Origin of the sequence: Pantoea sp. JV6, assembly GCF_025910055.1 — a bacterium.
In the GTDB taxonomy this organism is placed as follows: domain Bacteria; phylum Pseudomonadota; class Gammaproteobacteria; order Enterobacterales; family Enterobacteriaceae; genus Pantoea; species Pantoea agglomerans.
Window position 1 is genome coordinate 445,617 of record NZ_JAPCIM010000013.1, and the last position, 17,105, is coordinate 462,721.

Annotated in this window: 19 protein-coding genes and 1 tRNA gene; 11 read left to right on the forward strand and 9 right to left on the reverse strand. The window is 55.2% G+C overall.

Annotation, left to right across the window (positions count from 1 at the left end):
• Positions 1 to 76 precede the first annotated feature (76 nt).
• The 3 genes from zapG to degS all read left to right on the forward strand — a co-directional run bounded on the left by zapG (position 77) and on the right by degS (position 3,113).
• Positions 77 to 478: a Z-ring associated protein ZapG gene (gene zapG, locus OK412_RS16050; RefSeq protein WP_003848291.1), complete on the forward strand. Its 402-nt coding sequence runs from the start codon at positions 77 to 79 to the stop codon at positions 476 to 478.
• Between the two features lie 110 nt (positions 479 to 588).
• Entirely contained in the window at positions 589 to 1,962 is a 1,374-nt protein-coding gene (gene degQ / locus OK412_RS16055; RefSeq protein WP_010251960.1) for a serine endoprotease DegQ, read from the forward strand.
• A gap of 89 nt (positions 1,963 to 2,051) precedes the next feature.
• Positions 2,052 to 3,113 (forward strand): outer membrane-stress sensor serine endopeptidase DegS, encoded by a 1,062-nt coding sequence (gene degS, locus OK412_RS16060; protein WP_010251964.1) that lies wholly within the window; start codon positions 2,052 to 2,054, stop codon positions 3,111 to 3,113.
• Between the two features lie 151 nt (positions 3,114 to 3,264).
• Here the strand turns inward: degS and epmA are convergent, their stop codons facing one another.
• Entirely contained in the window at positions 3,265 to 4,242 is a 978-nt protein-coding gene (gene epmA, locus OK412_RS16065) for an elongation factor P--(R)-beta-lysine ligase (RefSeq protein ID WP_003848297.1), read from the reverse strand.
• A 134-nt stretch (positions 4,243 to 4,376) separates the two neighbouring features.
• Between epmA and OK412_RS16070 the strand changes: the two genes are divergently transcribed.
• Positions 4,377 to 4,901, forward strand: coding sequence for a lipocalin family protein (locus tag OK412_RS16070; RefSeq protein WP_010672015.1), 525 nt, complete (start codon positions 4,377 to 4,379; stop codon positions 4,899 to 4,901).
• A gap of 55 nt (positions 4,902 to 4,956) precedes the next feature.
• On the opposite strand, the gene OK412_RS16075 is transcribed toward OK412_RS16070, so the two are convergent.
• The 3 genes from OK412_RS16075 to efp form a co-directional block, all read right to left on the reverse strand.
• Positions 4,957 to 5,091: an entericidin A/B family lipoprotein gene (locus tag OK412_RS16075; RefSeq protein WP_003848302.1), complete on the reverse strand. Its 135-nt coding sequence runs from the start codon at positions 5,089 to 5,091 to the stop codon at positions 4,957 to 4,959.
• A 102-nt stretch (positions 5,092 to 5,193) separates the two neighbouring features.
• Positions 5,194 to 5,325 (reverse strand): entericidin A/B family lipoprotein, encoded by a 132-nt coding sequence (locus OK412_RS16080; RefSeq protein ID WP_003848306.1) that lies wholly within the window; start codon positions 5,323 to 5,325, stop codon positions 5,194 to 5,196.
• A 51-nt stretch (positions 5,326 to 5,376) separates the two neighbouring features.
• Complete coding sequence (gene efp / locus OK412_RS16085; protein WP_010251979.1) at positions 5,377 to 5,943, reverse strand: elongation factor P; 567 nt, start codon at positions 5,941 to 5,943, stop codon at positions 5,377 to 5,379.
• A 43-nt stretch (positions 5,944 to 5,986) separates the two neighbouring features.
• Here efp and epmB point away from each other — a divergent pair, with 43 nt between their 5' ends.
• Positions 5,987 to 7,015: an EF-P beta-lysylation protein EpmB gene (gene epmB, locus OK412_RS16090; RefSeq protein ID WP_132499346.1), complete on the forward strand. Its 1,029-nt coding sequence runs from the start codon at positions 5,987 to 5,989 to the stop codon at positions 7,013 to 7,015.
• 53 nt (positions 7,016 to 7,068) lie between these two features.
• On the opposite strand, the gene OK412_RS16095 is transcribed toward epmB, so the two are convergent.
• From OK412_RS16095 to OK412_RS16115, 5 genes are all read right to left on the reverse strand, one after another.
• On the reverse strand, positions 7,069 to 7,416 hold the full coding sequence (locus OK412_RS16095; protein ID WP_010251983.1) for a DUF4156 domain-containing protein: 348 nt from the start codon (positions 7,414 to 7,416) through the stop codon (positions 7,069 to 7,071).
• A gap of 303 nt (positions 7,417 to 7,719) precedes the next feature.
• Positions 7,720 to 7,875: a YegP family protein gene (locus OK412_RS16100; RefSeq protein ID WP_264353351.1), complete on the reverse strand. Its 156-nt coding sequence runs from the start codon at positions 7,873 to 7,875 to the stop codon at positions 7,720 to 7,722.
• A gap of 217 nt (positions 7,876 to 8,092) precedes the next feature.
• Positions 8,093 to 9,742, reverse strand: coding sequence for a chaperonin GroEL (gene groL, locus OK412_RS16105; protein WP_010251987.1), 1,650 nt, complete (start codon positions 9,740 to 9,742; stop codon positions 8,093 to 8,095).
• 49 nt (positions 9,743 to 9,791) lie between these two features.
• Positions 9,792 to 10,085 carry a co-chaperone GroES gene (locus OK412_RS16110; protein WP_010251990.1) on the reverse strand — a complete coding sequence of 98 codons (294 nt, stop codon included), beginning with the start codon at positions 10,083 to 10,085 and terminating at the stop codon, positions 9,792 to 9,794.
• 460 nt (positions 10,086 to 10,545) lie between these two features.
• Positions 10,546 to 11,007 (reverse strand): FxsA family protein, encoded by a 462-nt coding sequence (locus OK412_RS16115; RefSeq protein WP_010251992.1) that lies wholly within the window; start codon positions 11,005 to 11,007, stop codon positions 10,546 to 10,548.
• 328 nt (positions 11,008 to 11,335) lie between these two features.
• Here OK412_RS16115 and aspA point away from each other — a divergent pair, with 328 nt between their 5' ends.
• The 6 genes from aspA (at position 11,336) to OK412_RS16145 (ending at position 17,062) form a co-directional block, all read left to right on the forward strand.
• Complete coding sequence (gene aspA / locus OK412_RS16120; RefSeq protein WP_010251996.1) at positions 11,336 to 12,772, forward strand: aspartate ammonia-lyase; 1,437 nt, start codon at positions 11,336 to 11,338, stop codon at positions 12,770 to 12,772.
• 111 nt (positions 12,773 to 12,883) lie between these two features.
• Positions 12,884 to 14,185, forward strand: coding sequence for an anaerobic C4-dicarboxylate transporter (locus OK412_RS16125; RefSeq protein ID WP_033759606.1), 1,302 nt, complete (start codon positions 12,884 to 12,886; stop codon positions 14,183 to 14,185).
• A gap of 64 nt (positions 14,186 to 14,249) precedes the next feature.
• Positions 14,250 to 14,564 carry a divalent cation tolerance protein CutA gene (cutA, locus tag OK412_RS16130; RefSeq protein ID WP_010252009.1) on the forward strand — a complete coding sequence of 105 codons (315 nt, stop codon included), beginning with the start codon at positions 14,250 to 14,252 and terminating at the stop codon, positions 14,562 to 14,564.
• The gene (locus OK412_RS16135) at positions 14,540 to 16,240 is read left to right on the forward strand and encodes a protein-disulfide reductase DsbD (RefSeq protein ID WP_264353352.1); all 1,701 of its coding nucleotides are present in this window, start codon (positions 14,540 to 14,542) and stop codon (positions 16,238 to 16,240) included. The genes cutA and OK412_RS16135 overlap by 25 nt, the downstream gene beginning before the upstream one ends.
• 63 nt (positions 16,241 to 16,303) lie before the next feature.
• Positions 16,304 to 16,879, forward strand: a complete 576-nt coding sequence (dicD, locus tag OK412_RS16140) for a division control transcriptional repressor DicD (protein ID WP_010252014.1) — start codon at positions 16,304 to 16,306, stop codon at positions 16,877 to 16,879.
• A 107-nt stretch (positions 16,880 to 16,986) separates the two neighbouring features.
• A tRNA-Phe gene (locus tag OK412_RS16145) sits at positions 16,987 to 17,062 on the forward strand.
• Positions 17,063 to 17,105: the final 43 nt, after the last annotated feature.

The following is a 17,105-nucleotide window of genomic DNA, read 5'->3' on the forward strand; positions in this document are numbered from 1 at the left end:
AGATTAACGGGTATAGTGACTATTATTGAAATGGTGCAATGCCCTACGGAACAATGGAAATAACACGGGAGTCATTATGACCTGGGAATACGGGCTAATTGGTTTAGTGGTTGGTATTATTGTCGGCGCAGTCGCCATGCGTTTTGGCAACAAAAAGCTGCGTGAGCAGCGCAGCATGCAGTACGAGCTGGAAAAATCGAAAGCGGAGCTGGCGGATTATCGCGAAGAGCTGACCAATCACTTCGCGCAGAGCGCGGAGCTGCTGGACAACATGGCGCGTGATTATCGTCAGCTCTATCAGCACATGGCAAAAGGCTCAAATGACCTGCTGCCGAATCTGCCTGGCCAGAAAAATCCGTTTGCCTATCAGCTGACTGAAGCCGAAGCGGACAACGATCAGGTGCCGGTGCAGATGCCGCGCGACTATTCTGAAGGCGCATCCGGTTTACTGCGTGGCGAGCGCCCTGCCCGCGACTAATCTTTTTGGGGCGCAGCCTGTCTGCGCCCGCTGTTTTTGCGAACCCTGACCGCAAACGACTGTCACACTTATTAATTCCTCCCACCTTTTGCAGCGAGAGCGTTGTAGCAATGAAAAAACAAGCACGCCTGTTTAGCGCATTAGCCCTGAGTATTGGGATGAGCCTTGCCGCCGCGCCAGACGCGATGGCAACGCTGCCAGCACAAATTGCGGGCCAGCCGCTGCCGAGTCTGGCGCCGATGCTGGAGAAAGTGTTACCTGCCGTGGTCAGTGTGCACGTGGAAGGCACTGATTCGGGTGCACAGGCTCAGGATATTCCTGAACCGCTGAAGCGTTTTTTTGGTCAGATGCCTGGCGGAAATAGTCAGCCACAGCCGTTTGAAGGTTTAGGTTCTGGCGTGATCATCGATGCCGCGAAAGGCTACGTGCTCACCAACAATCACGTGGTCAACGGTGCGGATAAAATCAACGTACAGCTTGGTGACGGCAGTGAATATGAAGCCAAACTCATTGGTCATGATGAGCAGACCGATATCGCGCTGATTCAGATTCAGGGCGCAAAAAACCTCACGCAGGTAAAAGTCGCGGACTCTGACCAGCTGAAAGTGGGTGATTTCGCGGTAGCGATCGGTAACCCGTTCGGTCTGGGACAGACGGCCACCTCCGGTATTATCTCCGCACTGGGGCGCAGCGGCCTGAACCTGGAAGGGCTGGAAAACTTTATTCAGACCGATGCCGCGATCAACCGTGGCAACTCAGGCGGTGCGCTGGTCAACCTTAACGGCGAACTGATCGGTATCAACACTGCGATTCTCGCCTCCAGCGGCGGTAACATCGGTATCGGCTTTGCTATCCCGAGTGATATGGCGATGAACCTCGCGCAGCAGCTGATTAAATTTGGTGAAGTGAAGCGCGGTCAGCTCGGCATCAAAGGCACTGAAATGACAGCCGATATGGCTAAAGCATTCAATGTCGATGCACAGCGCGGCGCCTTTGTCTCTGAAGTCTTACCGCAATCTGCCGCGCAGAAAGCGGGCGTGAAGTCAGGCGATATCATTACGTCGATCAACGATAAGCCGATTACCAGCTTCGCTGAGTTGCGCGTGAAAGTAGGAACCACGCCGCCAGGTGAACAGGTTAAGCTTGGCCTGCTGCGTGAAGGTAAGCCATTAACGGTTACCGTTACGCTGGAGCAGAGCGCACAGAGCACCGCCAGCGCACAGCTGATGTCACCCGCGCTTCAGGGCGCAACCCTGAGTGATGGACAGACTAAAACCGGTGATAAAGGCGTGAAGGTCGATACCATCGAAAAAGGCACACCGGCTGAACAGGTTGGTCTGCAGAAAGATGATGTGATTATCGGCGTTAACCGCAACCGGGTTCAGACCATTGCTGAAATGCGTAAAATACTGGAAGGGAAACCGCCGGTACTGGCACTGAATGTGGTGCGCGGCGATGAAAGTATCTATCTGTTGTTGAGATAAACCTCGCATTACGGCGGACACAAGCACGTGTGTGTCCGCCGCTCTCATGCTATTCTCCCCTGCGATCTCCCCTGGCGTAATTTAACACCATGTTTCTTAAACTTTTGCGTGCCGTGGTGCTGGGCCTGATTGTGGCGGGTATTTTGCTCGCAGCACTGCCTGCACTGCGTATGGGCAGCGACGCCCTCTATAACCACGAAAATATTACAGACGAAACGCCCTTTAGCTTCAATCAAGGGGTGCGCCGCGCCGTGCCTGCCGTTGTGAACGTTTACAATCGTAGCGCCCACGGCAACAACAATCGTGGCATCACGACCCTGGGTTCAGGGGTGATCATGAATGCAAAAGGCTACATCCTTACCAATAAGCATGTGATCAATAATGCCGATCAAATTATCGTGGCGCTGCAGGATGGCCGCTTCTTTGAAGCGACGCTGGTGGGTTCCGATGGCATGACCGATCTGGCGGTACTGAAGATCACGGCCTCCGGCCTGCCCGTTATCCCCATCAATCCAAATCGCCAGGCGCATATCGGGGATGTGGTGATGGCTATCGGCAACCCCTATAACCTCGGTCAGACGGTCACGCAGGGCATCATCAGCGCCACGGGCCGGGTTGGCTTAAGCTCATCAGGCCGACAGAACTTCCTGCAGACCGATGCGTCAATCAATCAGGGTAACTCCGGCGGCGCGCTGATTAACTCGCTAGGCGAGCTGATGGGCATTAACACCCTGACCTTTGATAAAAGTAGTGATGGTGAAACCCCGGAAGGGATTGGTTTCGCCATTCCAACCGTTTTAGCCTCGAAGATCATGGATAAGCTGATTCGTGATGGTCGGGTGATCCGCGGCTATATCGGCATTACAGGGCGTGAGCTGCCGCCGCTGCATGGACAGGGCAGCAATCTGGATCGGGTTCAGGGCATTATTGTCAGCGTGGTCACGCCAGATGGGCCAGCGGATAAAGCCGGGATTCAGGCCAACGATGTGCTGCTCAGCGTTAATGGCAAGCCGGCCATCTCCGCGCAGGAGACCATGGATCAGGTGGCAGAAATTCGCCCGGGTTCAGTGATTGATGTGCAGGTACTGCGAAACGATCAGAAACTGACGCTGCCGGTCACCATTCAGGAGTTTCCTGACAGCAGTAGTTAGCTGAAACCTGTGCCAGGTCAGGGATGGCCCGGCTGATCGCAAAGAAGGCCGCCATCCATGGCGGTCGGCCTCGCCATCCTGGCTCGGACGCTTTGCTCTTCATCCGGGCCAACCCTTCCCCTCTAATCCGCCATCGTTTGAGATTAACCGATTAGCAGCGATCCACCGGAAACGCGATGACATCGCTCAATGACTCCGCTTTCAACGCCAGCATGATCAGGCGATCAATACCCAGTGCGACCCCGGAACAGGCTGGCATGCCATGCGCCAGCGCATCCAGCAGATATGTATCAATAGGATGCACAGGCAGGCCGCGTGCCGCACGGCGACGGTTATCCTGCTCAAAACGCTGACGCTGCTCACGGCTGTCGGTCAGTTCACGGAAACCGTTCGCCAGCTCAATGCCTTTGTAATAGACCTCAAAGCGTTCGGCCACGCGGTGATCTTCGGTGCTGATCTCCGCCAGGGCTGCCTGGCTGGCCGGGAAATGATAAACGAAGCAGGGTTTATCCTGACCAATCTTCGGTTCCACACCCAGCATAAACAGCAGCATCAGTAAGGTATCGCGATCCTCTTCTGCACGCGCCAGCTCGCCTTCACCCAGCTTCTCTGCCGCTTCACGCAACTGCGCTTTATCCGCTGACAGCGGATCCAGCTCAAGATGGCGGATAAACGCCTGCTGATAGGAGAGCGACTCAGCGCTGTCACACTCCAGCACCTGCTGCATCAGATCGTCGACTTCGTTCATCAGACGGTACATATCATAATGCGGCCGGTACCACTCCAGCATGGTGAATTCCGGGTTGTGGTGACGTCCCGCCTCTTCGTTGCGGAAGCTGCGCGCCATCTGATAGATCGGGCCACTGCCCGCCGCCAGCAGGCGTTTCATATGATATTCCGGGCTGGTCATCAGCCAGAGATCGCGCCCCTGCGCAGCGCCAGGCCCGACAAAACGCGTCTGGAATGGCACCAGATGGATATCGGTAATGGTGGCCTGGCTCATCGCCGGCGTATCCACTTCCAGCACGCCGCGATCGGCAAAGAAACGACGCACTTCTGCTAAAATAGCGGCGCGTTTTAACAAATTGGCGATGGATGCGCTTGGTTGCCAGCTTGCCGTTTCGCTCATGGTGATGACTCCTGATACAAATTAGGGGGGAAGTCTACCTGCAATGCCTGCGGCAAACAATCTCGTGCCCGTACTGCCAAAAACAGCGTTTCGGCTTCTATACTTAAGCGGTTAAATCACAAAGGAATCCCACTATGTCTCCATGGAAAACAGTTGTTGCCAGCCTGAGTGCTTTTCTCTCTGTCGCCTGCAGCACTACGCCGCCAAAGAACGTCACGGTCGTAGATAACTTTGACAGCCAGCGCTATCTCGGTCAGTGGTATGAGATTGCCCGCCTTAACCATCCTTTTGAGCGCGGCCTTGAACAGGTAACAGCAAACTACAGCCCGCGTGAAGATGGCGGCCTGAAGGTAATCAACCGTGGCTATAACGTCAAAAAGCAGCGCTGGCAGGAGAGCGTCGGCAAAGCCTACTTTACCGGTGAACCCACGCGGGCTTCTCTGAAAGTCTCTTTCTTCGGCCCCTTCTATGGCGGCTATAACGTGATTGCTCTCGATCCTGACTACCGCTATGCGCTGGTATGTGGACCGAATCGCCACTATCTCTGGATACTGTCACGCACACCCCAACTGGAGCCGGGCGTAAAAGAGAAACTGGTTGATCAGGCGCGTCGGGATGGTTTCCCGGTTGAAGAGTTAATCTGGGTAAAACAGAAATAGTGCAGAATCTGACAAGCCGGTACGAAAAGCATTTCGTACCGGTTGGAATAACAGGTTACTTCGTGCTGTTCTGAATCGCCTGGCCGCCCGCTTCGACATCTTCACCTACGCCACGCGTTGTATTACAAGCTGTGAGCAGGGAAGAGAGCACCAGTACAGAGAAGATTGCAGCAATACTTTTCTTTAACATAACAATGTCCTTTTTGATGGATGTAAAGTACAGCGCTTTAAGCATAGCCGGATTTACGGCAGTTGCTGCTGGCGAGACTTTAAAAAGGACAATCAGTTAAGGTCATTTTGCTGCTCGCGAAATGGCACCACCTAAGTGAGAGACATCTTCGCCAAAACCGTGGAATGTGTTGCAGGCGCTTAGCGCAGAGGAGACCAGCAACGCGAACGCGATTAATTTTGCCAGCTTGATCATTTTTTTCTCTCAGACAAGAAAAAGGCGCACCAGAAGATGCGCCTGCGAATCTTATTTCACGCGTGACACGTATTCGCCAGAGCGGGTGTCAACTTTCACCACTTCGCCCTCTTGCACGAACAGTGGCACTTTCACCACGGCACCGGTAGAGAGTTTAGCTGGCTTGCCGCCAGTCCCTGCGGTATCACCTTTCAGGCCTGGATCGGTTTCGATAACTTCAGCTTCGATAAAGTTCGGCGGCTGAACGGCGATCGGACGACCGTTCCACAGCGTAACGATACATTCAGCGTTATCCTGCAGCCATTTCGCTGCATCGCTTACCGTCTTCTCTTCAACCTGGAACTGCTCAAAGCTTTCCGGATGCATGAAGTGGTAGAACTCACCGTCGTTGTACAGGTAGTTCAGGTTGGTATCTACTACGTCAGCGCCTTCGGCGGAGTCGGTAGATTTAAAAGTTTTCTCAACGCGAGAACCCGTCAGCAGGCGACGCATTTTAACGCGCGCGAATGCCTGACCTTTACCCGGTTTAACGAACTCACTGGATTCGATGGCATACGGCTCGCCTTCGAACATGATTTTAAGACCGGGACGGAAATCGTTGCTAGAATAAGTCGCCATGAAGGCCCTCTACGAAAATTGACACTGGTACTAAGCCAAAAAAATGGCACACATTGTAACCCTAAAAACACCTTCCAGAGAAGATTGGTTGCAGCAACTTGCGGATGTTGTCACCGAACCTGATGAATTACTGCGGATTTTAGCCCTTGATCAGCACACTGAGCTGGCTGAAGGTGCGGATGCGCGGCGTCTTTTCGCCTTACGTGTACCGCATGCATTCATCCGCCGGATGAAAAAAGGCGATGCGCACGACCCGCTGCTGCTTCAGGTACTGACCCGCCGCCAGGAATTCACTGATGCGCCAGGTTATAGCACCGATCCGCTCGATGAACAAAGCAACGTTGTACCTGGATTGCTGCATAAATACCGAAACCGGGCTTTATTGTTGGTAAAAGGCGGCTGCGCCGTCAACTGTCGCTACTGCTTCCGTCGTCATTTCCCCTATCAGGATAATCCCGGCAACAAGCGTAGCTGGCAGGCTGCACTGAACTATATCGCCGATCATCCCGAGCTGGATGAGATCATTTTCTCCGGCGGCGATCCGCTGATGGCGAAAGATCATGAGCTCGCCTGGCTTATCGCCGCGCTGGAACAGATCCCGCATCTGAAACGTCTGCGCATCCACAGCCGTTTACCGGTGGTGATACCGGCGCGCATTACCGATCAGCTCTGTCAGATGTTAAGCGAGACGCGACTGCAGGTGGTGATGGTGACGCACATCAACCATGCGCAGGAGATTGATGATGAGCTGCGTGAGGCGATGAGCAGCCTGAAGCGTGCCGGTGTCACCCTGCTGAATCAGAGCGTCCTGTTGCGTGGCATCAACGATAATGCGCAGACGCTGGCCACCCTGAGCAATGCGCTATTTGATGCCGGCATTCTGCCCTACTATCTGCACGTGCTGGATAAGGTACAGGGTGCGGCGCATTTCTTTGTGTCAGATGACGAGGCCCGCCAGCTGGTGCGTGCATTACTGTCACAGGTCTCCGGCTATCTGGTGCCAAAGCTGGCGCGTGAAATTGGCGGAGAGCCAAGTAAAACACCGTTAGATTTACAGTTACGTCAGGAATAAAAACGGCCAGTAAAAGGCTGGCCGGTTCAATTTGGCAGACTGCCTGATTCACATTATGGGCACTTGTAGACCTGGCCGGTCATTTTGCTGTCGAGTGGCGCGAACGCGGACAACAGGTTCTGCGTCGGACTGGTTGCTCCATAAATCACGTTACCGCCCATCTCCGCTGCGCGATTGCGCAGGTCGTTTGCTGCGCCACGCAGTGCGCTGGTTTCCCCGCCTGCACCGCTCAGCCAGTTGCTCTGAGAGCCGGTAATATTGCCCAGAAGCTGACAGGTATTGCCAGGCTGCTGATCGGTGAACGTCACGCGCTGTCCTGCTGAAGAGAGTTGCGTAGAGCTGCTGCAGCCCGCCAGCAATAACGCGCCAGCCGTCAGTCCGAGCAAGAGGTTAATCCGCATTGTAATCCCCATTTATTATCATCAGAGTCGGGTGGCAGCGTAGCAGAAAAAGGATTTTTCTTTCTGCACATTCATTGCCCTTATCCCGTTATATCGTCTCAATATTTCACGCCGCTTGCAGGCTGGCAAGCGTGCCGATGCTGGTGAATAAAATGAAGCCAGTCGATCAGTCGGCGCAGCCGCAGACAGCGTGACATATCAAGAGGAAAGACGAACGATTGCGCCTTACTTATACTATTTTCCCACCCAAAAGAAAAACCCCCGACCGTTTCCGATCGGGGGTGATGTCAGAGCGTGATGCCCTTAACCGATGTAGCCATTACGTCGTGCATTTTCGATGCAATCGGCTTTGTTAACGTAGCCCTGACTGGCGGCGCCGGTAATATTGCCGTTGGGCGCCGTTCTTCTCCAGCGCCACTTGTGTGCTTCGTCCTTATAAAATTCCCATTTATCGTGCATTTTAATTTTCCTTAATCTGTTGTTTATCCCTTTCAGAGCGCGCTATTTTGCGCCGGGATCCACGTTAGAGCATCCCGCCCTGACTAAACCATGATGCAGAACATAAAAAAAGTTAATGGGTTTTTCCTGCTGCTGCCAGCATTCAGACGCTGAAAAAGAAAAACCCCCGACCGTTTCCGATCGGGGGTTCTTTGATGACTTAAGCAGTCAACGGCAATTACATCATGCCGCCCATACCGCCCATGCCACCCATACCGCCAGCGCCGCCGCCTAAATCAGGTGCGTCGCCTTTTGGCAGGTCAGTGACCATACATTCGGTCGTGATCATCAGACCCGCAACAGAGGCCGCGTACTGCAGAGCAGAACGGGTCACTTTGGTTGGGTCCAGGATACCGAAGTCGATCATGTTGCCGTACTCTTCAGTCTGCGCGTTGTAACCGTAGTTACCGTCGCCCGCTTTCACGTTGTTAGCGACAACAGATGGCTCTTCACCGGCGTTAGAAACGATCTGACGCAGTGGAGATTCCATCGCGCGCAGCGCAACTTTGATACCGACGTTCTGATCTTCGTTCTGACCACGCAGATCAACCAGCTGTGCTGCCACGCGAACCAGCGCCACACCACCACCAGCAACCACACCTTCTTCTACAGCAGCACGGGTTGCGTGCAGCGCATCTTCAACGCGGGCTTTCTTCTCTTTCATTTCAACTTCAGTTGCTGCGCCTACTTTCAGAACGGCTACGCCGCCTGCCAGTTTCGCTACGCGCTCCTGCAGTTTTTCTTTGTCGTAGTCAGACGTTGCTTCTTCGATCTGCTGACGAATCTGGGTTACACGGCCCTGAATTGTCGCTTCTTCACCCACACCGTCGATGATGGTGGTGGTGTCTTTGTTGATCACAACGCGTTTTGCCTGGCCCAGATCTTCCAGAGCCGCTTTCTCCAGTTCCATACCGATCTCTTCAGAGATTACGGTACCACCGGTCAGGATAGCGATATCCTGCAGCATAGCTTTACGACGGTCGCCGAAGCCTGGTGCTTTAACCGCAGCCACTTTCACGATGCCGCGCATGGTGTTAACCACCAGTGTTGCCAGCGCTTCGCCTTCAACATCTTCCGCGATGATCAGCAGTGGTTTGCCGGCTTTCGCAACGGCTTCCAGCACTGGCAGCATTTCACGGATGTTAGAGATTTTCTTGTCAGCCAGCAGGATGAACGGAGATTCCAGTTCAATCGCACCGGTTTCTGGCTTGTTGATGAAGTAAGGTGACAGGTAGCCGCGATCAAACTGCATACCTTCAACCACATCCAGCTCATCCTGCAGGCCGGTGCCTTCTTCAACGGTGATCACGCCTTCTTTACCCACTTTCTCCATCGCCTGAGCAATCAGCTGGCCCACGGTTTCATCGGAGTTAGCAGAGATAGTACCTACCTGCGCAATCGCTTTAGAGTCAGAGCAAGGAACAGACAGCGCTTTCAGTTTCTCAACTGCAGCGATAACAGCCTGGTCAATACCGCGCTTCAGGTCCATCGGGTTCATACCCGCTGCGACCGCTTTCAGGCCTTCGGTGATGATAGACTGTGCCAGTACGGTTGCAGTGGTGGTACCGTCGCCCGCAGCGTCGTTCGCTTTAGAGGCAACTTCTTTCACCATCTGCGCGCCCATGTTCTCGAACTTGTCTTCCAGCTCGATTTCACGTGCCACAGAAACACCATCTTTAGTGATGGTCGGTGCACCAAAAGATTTATCCAGGACTACGTTACGGCCTTTAGGACCCAGGGTAACTTTTACTGCATCTGCCAGTACGTTCACGCCACGCAGCATTTTTACGCGTGCGTCATTACCGAATTTTACGTCTTTAGCTGCCATCTTTAAATATCCCTTAAATTCGTTTCGTTCAGTGAATTACGCGTAAAAATTACGCTTCAACAACGGCCAGAATGTCGCTCTCAGAGATGATAAGCACCTCTTCGTTGTCGATTTTCTCGGTTTTCGCGCCGTAACCTTCGCTGAAGATCACGATGTCGCCAACCTTCACGTCCAGCGGCTTAATGTCGCCACTCTCAAGGATGCGGCCATTGCCGACAGCCAGTACTTCACCACGGGTGGATTTACCGGCTGCGGAACCGGTCAGCACGATGCCGCCAGCTGATTTAGCTTCAACTTCTTTACGCTTGACGATAACGCGATCGTGCAATGGACGAATTTTCATTTGATAGCTCTCCTTTGAGAAGTCCAATCATTCAGTTTTGGGGTTGAACACCGGGCTGCATGGCTTCCGGCCTCGTGACCAGAGAGATAGGGCCGCTGCCACCCACTTTCAAGGGGGCGGACAACAAATTTTTTACCTGTGAGTGATAAGTGATGGCTTTTTGAACAGATGATGGGGCAGATAAAAAACGCAACCCGTAGGTTGCGCCAGCGTGCTGACAAACTCAGTACAGGATGACCCTGGCAGCAACGGCTAAGCTCAGGGCGCAGGAAACAGGGTCAGAAGAGGAAAGCGTCACGCGCCACGGATGGCGCGGGCCGAGCAGTCATGGATGACGATTTTGCGACTTTCCGATCTGACCCTGTTCCCTGTGCGGCTCCGGTCTCACAGCTGGCCGGGTCAGGTTTTTCAACAATCTCACGCAACCCGTAGGTTGCGCTTTCAGAGGTGACAGCTGCGGTTAACGATCCTTGTGATCGTCATGATGCTCAAGGCGATCGCTGTCTTTACGCTCGAACTCGCCATCCATGGTGTAGCCGCTGTCTGGACCGGCTCCCGGTCCCCGCCAGACGCGCAGATGAGGCATCAGCTTCAGCGTCAGATGTTTCTGCACCGGTGGCAGCAGCAGCAGCAGGCCCAGCAGGTCGGTAAAGAAACCAGGCAGCAGCAGCAGGAAACCGGCGATGATCAGCGACACGCTTTTGATCATCTCATTGGCCGGGCTTTCATTACGTGCCAGCTTCTCCTGCATCAGCATAAAGTTTTTCATGCCCTGATTTTTGACCAGCGAGACGCCGATGCACGAGGTGAAGACCACCAACAGCATGGTAAGCAGCACGCCCATGACGTGTGCAACCTGAATGAAGAGGGAAATCTCAATCCAGGCCAGAACGAAAAAGACTAATAACGGTATCCAGCGCACCGTACTCTCCTGTAAGTAGGGGCTGAACGGCAGCGTGCCGGTCAGCAGAAAGCGTTCATCCTGAGGATGATAAGAAAAGAGATGGGCACCCGCGCCGCCATTTTCAACCGATCCTGTCAAATTTATCCTGCGGGGTTAATTTTGTAACCAACTTCACATATCGTTAACCAGGCTGCAGCATTAAGTGATCTGCATGCGTGCTTTTCATATGCATCAGAATATGATCGCACACGCCCCTATGAAGACGGATAATATGTCGGCACGGGTACACCACGACAAAATAAACACATCCTTTGTGATGGTTAGCGGCAACAACAAGAAGGTTATCATGGCGAACAACATTCGTATCGAAGAAGACCTGTTAGGTATGCGCGAAGTTCCGGCGGATGCCTATTATGGCGTTCATACTCTGCGTGCGATTGAGAATTTTTATATCAGCAACAGCAAAATCAGCGACATACCTGAATTTGTCCGCGGCATGGTGATGGTAAAAAAAGCGGCGGCGATGGCCAACAAAGAGCTGCAGACCATCCCGCGCAACATTGCCGATACCATCATTAAGGCCTGCGACGAAGTGCTTAACAACGGCCGCTGTATGGACCAGTTCCCCGTGGATGTTTATCAGGGCGGTGCCGGGACCTCGGTCAACATGAACACCAATGAAGTACTGGCGAACATCGGCCTTGAGCTGATGGGCCACCAGAAAGGGGAATATCAGTACCTCAACCCCAACGATCATGTGAACAAATGCCAGTCCACCAACGACGCTTACCCAACCGGTTTCCGCATCGCGGTCTACAGCTCGCTACTGAAACTGCTTGATGGCATCAGCCAGCTGGCCGAAGGCTTCCAGCACAAAGCCGATGAGTTCCAGACCATCCTGAAAATGGGCCGTACCCAGTTGCAGGATGCCGTGCCGATGACCCTCGGGCAGGAATTTCACGCCTTCAGCGTACTGCTGAACGAAGAGACCAAAAGCATTCTGCGCACCGCGGAACTGCTGCTGGAAGTGAACCTGGGCGCGACCGCCATCGGCACCCGCCTCAATACGCCGGAAGGGTATCAGCACCTGGCGGTACAGCGTCTGGCGGAAGTCAGCAACCTGCCGGTGGTGCCAGCGGAAGATCTGATTGAAGCAACCTCCGACTGCGGCGCCTATGTGATGGTCCATTCATCGCTGAAACGTCTGGCGGTGAAGCTCTCTAAAATCTGTAACGACCTGCGCCTGCTCTCCTCAGGCCCGCGTGCTGGTCTGAATGAAATCAACCTGCCAGAGCTGCAGGCGGGTTCCTCTATCATGCCCGCCAAGGTCAATCCGGTTGTACCGGAGGTGGTAAACCAGGTCTGCTTCAAAGTGATTGGCAACGACATCACCGTGACGATGGCCTCTGAAGCGGGCCAGCTGCAGCTCAACGTGATGGAGCCGGTGATTGGCCAGGCGCTGTTTGAGTCGATCAGCATTCTGACTAACGCCTGCTATAACCTGCTGGAGAAGTGCATCAACGGCATTACCGCCAACCGCGCAGTGTGCGAAGCCTATGTCTTCAACTCGATTGGTATCGTGACTTACCTCAACCCTTACATCGGCCACCACAACGGCGACATCGTCGGTAAAATCTGTGCGGAAACCGGTAAAAGCGTACGTGAAGTCGTGCTGGAGCGCGGCCTGCTGACGGAAAGTGAGCTGGACGATATCTTCTCGGTGCAGAACCTGATGTACCCGGTTTATAAAGCCAAACGTTATACTGATGAAAACGAACAGTAAGGTTTAACCGACGCTGGTTAACCAAAGGCACACCGCGATCAACACGGTGTGCCTTTTTTTTTGTTAAACAGCACACCCGGCTATTACCGGTTTATCTTTCAGGAGTCATTCATGTTTGTGGTTGAGCTGCTTATCGTCTTGATGGCGATCTGGTTGGGCGCACGTCTTGGCGGCATTGGTATCGGGTTCGCAGGCGGAATGGGCGTGCTAATCCTGACGCTGGGATTTGGCATGGCACCCGGCGCTATTCCGTTCGATGTGATTGAAATCATCATGGCGGTGATCGCCGCGATAGCCGCCATGCAGGTGGCAGGCGGCATGGATTATCTGGTGAGTCTGGCGGAACGCCTGCTGCGCCGTCATCCACGCCACGTTACGCTGCTGGCCCCGCTGGTGACCTACCTGATGACGCTGCTGGCCGGTACCGGACATACCGCGTTCTCAACATTACCGGTGATTGCCGAAGTGGCGAAAGAGCAAGGCGTTCGCCCTTCCCGGCCGCTGTCGATTGCGGTAGTGGCTTCGCAGATCGCGATTACCGCATCACCCATTTCAGCCGCAGTGGTTTTCTTCGCCACTTTGCTTGAGCCGCGCGGCGTCAGCTATATCACGCTGCTGGCGATTGCCATCCCCTCAACCATGGTGGGCCTCTTCCTGGCGGCTCTGGTGACTAACTTCTTAGGCCGTGAGCTAAAGGATGATGAGGTTTATCAGGCGCGTCTCGCCAAAGGCGAAGTCACGCTGCGCGGCGCCAGCCTCTACCAGGCAAAACCGGGCGCGAAAAAATCGGTGCTGCTGTTTCTGACGGGCATTGTGGCCGTGGTGCTTTATGCCACCGCGACCAGCGCCAGCGTCGGGCTGATCGTTAATCCGCCACTGCCACGCAATGAAGCGATTGTGGTGTTTATGCTGACCATCGCCACGCTGATCAGCCTGACCTGCAAACTCGACACCAGCGAAATCCTCAGCGCCAGCACCTTTAAGTCCGGCATGAGCGCCTGTATCTGCGTGATGGGCGTCGCCTGGCTGGGCGATACCTTTGTGAAGGCACATCTGGCGGAGATTCAGATGCTGGCGGGCGACACGCTGAAAACCTATCCGTGGATGCTGGCGCTGGTGCTGTTCTTCGCCTCGATGCTGCTCTACTCGCAGGCTGCGACCACCAAAGCGCTGATGCCCGCCGCGCTGCTGCTGGGCGTTACGCCGCTTACTGCCATCGCTTCCTTCGCGGCGGTTTCGGCGCTGTTTGTGCTGCCGACCTACCCGACCCTGCTGGCCGCCGTTGAGATGGATGACACCGGCTCGACCCGGATTGGCAAGTATGTGTTTAACCATGCCTTTATCATTCCCGGCGTGATCGCTATTGCGCTGTCGGTGCTCTCTGGCTTCGTTTTTGGCGGATTGCTGCTATAGCGCACTCCTCGTGTTACGGATGGAGCGTGCTATCATCGGCGCTCTTTAAAACAGGAGTCACAGGATGAATGCTGTCGTTATCCTCTGCACCACACCCGATCAGGTCACGGCGGAGCACCTTGCTGGCTTAGCGCTGGAAGCCAGGCTGGCGGCCTGTGTCACACTGCTGCCGGGCGCCACCTCCTGGTATCTCTGGCAGGGAAAAATGGAGCAGAGCAGCGAAGTCCAGATGCTGCTGAAATGCGACAGCGATCATCAGCAGGCGCTGTGTGATCTGCTCAAAGAGGCTCACCCTTACGATGTGCCCGAACTGCTGGCGCTGCCGGTTCAATATGGAGACAGTGAATACTTGTCATGGCTGCACGCATCTCTCGCTTAATTACGCTTCTGCTGACGCTGTTTATCGGCCTGCAGGCGCACGCTTCACTCTTTTCAAATCCGGCGACCAGTCGCTTTGTGCCGGTCGATCAGGCCTTTACTTTTGACTTCGACCAGCAGGGCGCGCAGCTCAACCTGCACTGGAAAGTGAAATCGGGTTACTACCTCTATCGCCAGCAGATCCACATCACACCGCAGAACGCGACCATCGCGCCGTTAACGCTGCCGGCTGGTCAGCCGCATGAAGATGAATTCTTCGGCAAAAGTGAAATCTATCCGCAGGATCTGACGCTGCCGGTGACGCTGCAACAGGCGGCCAGCGGCGCCACGCTCAGTGTCACTTATCAGGGCTGTGCCGCCGCCGGATTCTGTTATCCGCCAGAAACGCGCAGCGTTCCGGTAAGTGCGGTGACCGCCAGCAGCGCACCGCCGTCGGTCAGCGCTCAGCCCGCGCCCGCCAGCCCGCTGCCTTTCTCGCCGCTCTGGGCGCTACTGATTGGTATCGGTGTCGCGTTTACGCCCTGCGTACTGCCGATGTATCCGCTGATCTCCGGCATTATCCTTGGCGGACAGCGCCACTATTCGCTGGGCCGGCTGTTCGCGCTGGCGATGGTCTATGTGCAGGGGATGGCGCTGACCTACACGCTGCTGGGAGTCGTCGTCGCGGCAGCGGGCCTGCGCTTCCAGGCTGCGTTGCAGCATCCTTATGTGCTGTTCACGCTCTCACTGCTGTTTATCGTGCTGGCGCTGTCGATGTTCGGCCTGTTTACGCTGCAACTGCCCGCCAGCCTGCAAACCCGCCTGACCCTGTGGAGTAATCGTCAGCAGGGTGGCTCGCTGCCCGGCGTCTTCCTGATGGGGGCACTGGCGGGTTTGATCTGCTCGCCCTGCACCACGGCCCCGCTCAGCGCCATTCTGCTTTACATCGCGCAGAGCGGAAATCTGTGGGCCGGTGCCGGGACGCTGTGGCTCTATGCGGTCGGAATGGGATTACCGCTGATCGCCGTGACCCTGTTTGGTAACCGGCTGCTGCCGAAAAGCGGCCCGTGGATGCAAACCGTTAAAGAGGGCTTTGGTTTTGTCATCCTGGCGCTGCCGGTCTTCCTGCTGGAGCGGGTGCTGGGCGATGCGTGGGGATTGCGACTCTGGAGCTTGCTCGGCGTCGCGTTCTTTGGCTGGGGGTTCAGCGTCAGCCTGCGCGCCAGCAGCGGTAAGTGGCGCGTAGTGCAGATTATCATGCTGGCCGCTGCGCTGATCAGCGCACGCCCGTTGCAGGACTGGGCCTTTGGCGGACCGGCGCAGCAGCAGGCTGTGGCACCGCTGCCGTTCCATACTATCCAGACGCCGCAGCAGCTCGATAGCGCGCTGCAGCAGGCCCGCGGCCGCATCACCATGGTTGATCTCTACGCTGACTGGTGCGTCGCCTGTAAAGAGTTTGAAAAATATACCTTTAGTGACAGCGCCGTGCGCGATAGCCTGAGTCAGGTACAGCTGCTCCAGGCTAACGTCACCGCCAACAACGCCAGTGACAACGCGCTGTTGCAGCACCTTCAGGTGCTGGGCTTACCGACGATTTTGTTCTTTGATGCGCAGGGCCGCGAAATCGCCGGATCGCGCATCACCGGGTTTCTCAATGCCGCCGAGTTCCGGGCGCATTTGCAGAAACTTACCCCGTAAACAACACTGGAGTCAGGTCATTGCCCGGTGCATTACCGGGCCTGCATACCAGAGGAGAGTCACTTGCAGCGTGAACAGATACTCGAGCATGCATTGAATGTGCTTGAACAGAACGGCCTCGCCGCCACCCTCTCATTGGAAACCCTGGCGGGATCCGAATTAACCCGTGACCAGCTTCAGCAGTTCTGGCCCGATCGTGACGCCCTGCTCTACGATGCGCTGCGCTATCACGGGCAGCAGATTGATACCTGGCGACGCCAGATCCTGCTGGATGAATCGCTGTCGCCCGACCAGAAGCTGATGGCACGCTATGAGGTCCTGAGTGAGCAGGTCAGCAAAGGACGCTTTCCAGGCTGCCTGTTTATCGCCGCCTGCAGCTTCTACCCGCAGCCCGATCAGCCCATCCATCAACTGGCCGAACAGCAGAAACGCGGCTCATGGCAGTTCACCCACGACATTCTGGTGGAGCAGGCGCTGGACAACCCCAGCATGGTGGCCGATCAAATGGAGCTGATTCTTGAAGGCTGCCTCAGCAAGCTGCTGGTGAAGCGCAATGTGCAGGATGTCGCCACCGCACAGCGGCTGGCGGAGGATGTTTACAGCATCGCGCTGTGCCGTAAAAATGGCGCGCTGGCCTGAGGTTTTACCCGCTTTGACTGAAAATCAGGCAATCAGTCACGTTTCCAGGGGTTTTTTAGTGAAAGCCGTTGACGACCCGCGGCCTTTACGGTTTAATGCGCCCCGTTGCCCGAATAGCTCAGTCGGTAGAGCAGGGGATTGAAAATCCCCGTGTCCCTGGTTCGATTCCGGGTTCGGGCACCATATTTAAAGAACCCGCCTCTGGCGGGTTTTTGCTTTTGTGGAG

What these genes read in the sequence shown, in the direction of transcription:
- zapG (WP_003848291.1), top strand. Translation starts at nt 77, where the DNA reads ATGACCTGGGAATACGGGCTAATTGGTTTAGTGGTTGGTATTATTGTC.
- degQ (WP_010251960.1), top strand. Translation starts at nt 589, where the DNA reads ATGAAAAAACAAGCACGCCTGTTTAGCGCATTAGCCCTGAGTATTGGG.
- degS (WP_010251964.1), top strand. Translation starts at nt 2,052, where the DNA reads ATGTTTCTTAAACTTTTGCGTGCCGTGGTGCTGGGCCTGATTGTGGCG.
- epmA (WP_003848297.1), bottom strand. Translation starts at nt 4,242, where the DNA reads ATGAGCGAAACGGCAAGCTGGCAACCAAGCGCATCCATCGCCAATTTG.
- OK412_RS16070 (WP_010672015.1), top strand. Translation starts at nt 4,377, where the DNA reads ATGTCTCCATGGAAAACAGTTGTTGCCAGCCTGAGTGCTTTTCTCTCT.
- OK412_RS16075 (WP_003848302.1), bottom strand. Translation starts at nt 5,091, where the DNA reads ATGTTAAAGAAAAGTATTGCTGCAATCTTCTCTGTACTGGTGCTCTCT.
- OK412_RS16080 (WP_003848306.1), bottom strand. Translation starts at nt 5,325, where the DNA reads ATGATCAAGCTGGCAAAATTAATCGCGTTCGCGTTGCTGGTCTCCTCT.
- efp (WP_010251979.1), bottom strand. Translation starts at nt 5,943, where the DNA reads ATGGCGACTTATTCTAGCAACGATTTCCGTCCCGGTCTTAAAATCATG.
- epmB (WP_132499346.1), top strand. Translation starts at nt 5,987, where the DNA reads ATGGCACACATTGTAACCCTAAAAACACCTTCCAGAGAAGATTGGTTG.
- OK412_RS16095 (WP_010251983.1), bottom strand. Translation starts at nt 7,416, where the DNA reads ATGCGGATTAACCTCTTGCTCGGACTGACGGCTGGCGCGTTATTGCTG.
- OK412_RS16100 (WP_264353351.1), bottom strand. Translation starts at nt 7,875, where the DNA reads ATGCACGATAAATGGGAATTTTATAAGGACGAAGCACACAAGTGGCGC.
- groL (WP_010251987.1), bottom strand. Translation starts at nt 9,742, where the DNA reads ATGGCAGCTAAAGACGTAAAATTCGGTAATGACGCACGCGTAAAAATG.
- OK412_RS16110 (WP_010251990.1), bottom strand. Translation starts at nt 10,085, where the DNA reads ATGAAAATTCGTCCATTGCACGATCGCGTTATCGTCAAGCGTAAAGAA.
- aspA (WP_010251996.1), top strand. Translation starts at nt 11,336, where the DNA reads ATGGCGAACAACATTCGTATCGAAGAAGACCTGTTAGGTATGCGCGAA.
- OK412_RS16125 (WP_033759606.1), top strand. Translation starts at nt 12,884, where the DNA reads ATGTTTGTGGTTGAGCTGCTTATCGTCTTGATGGCGATCTGGTTGGGC.
- cutA (WP_010252009.1), top strand. Translation starts at nt 14,250, where the DNA reads ATGAATGCTGTCGTTATCCTCTGCACCACACCCGATCAGGTCACGGCG.
- OK412_RS16135 (WP_264353352.1), top strand. Translation starts at nt 14,540, where the DNA reads ATGGCTGCACGCATCTCTCGCTTAATTACGCTTCTGCTGACGCTGTTT.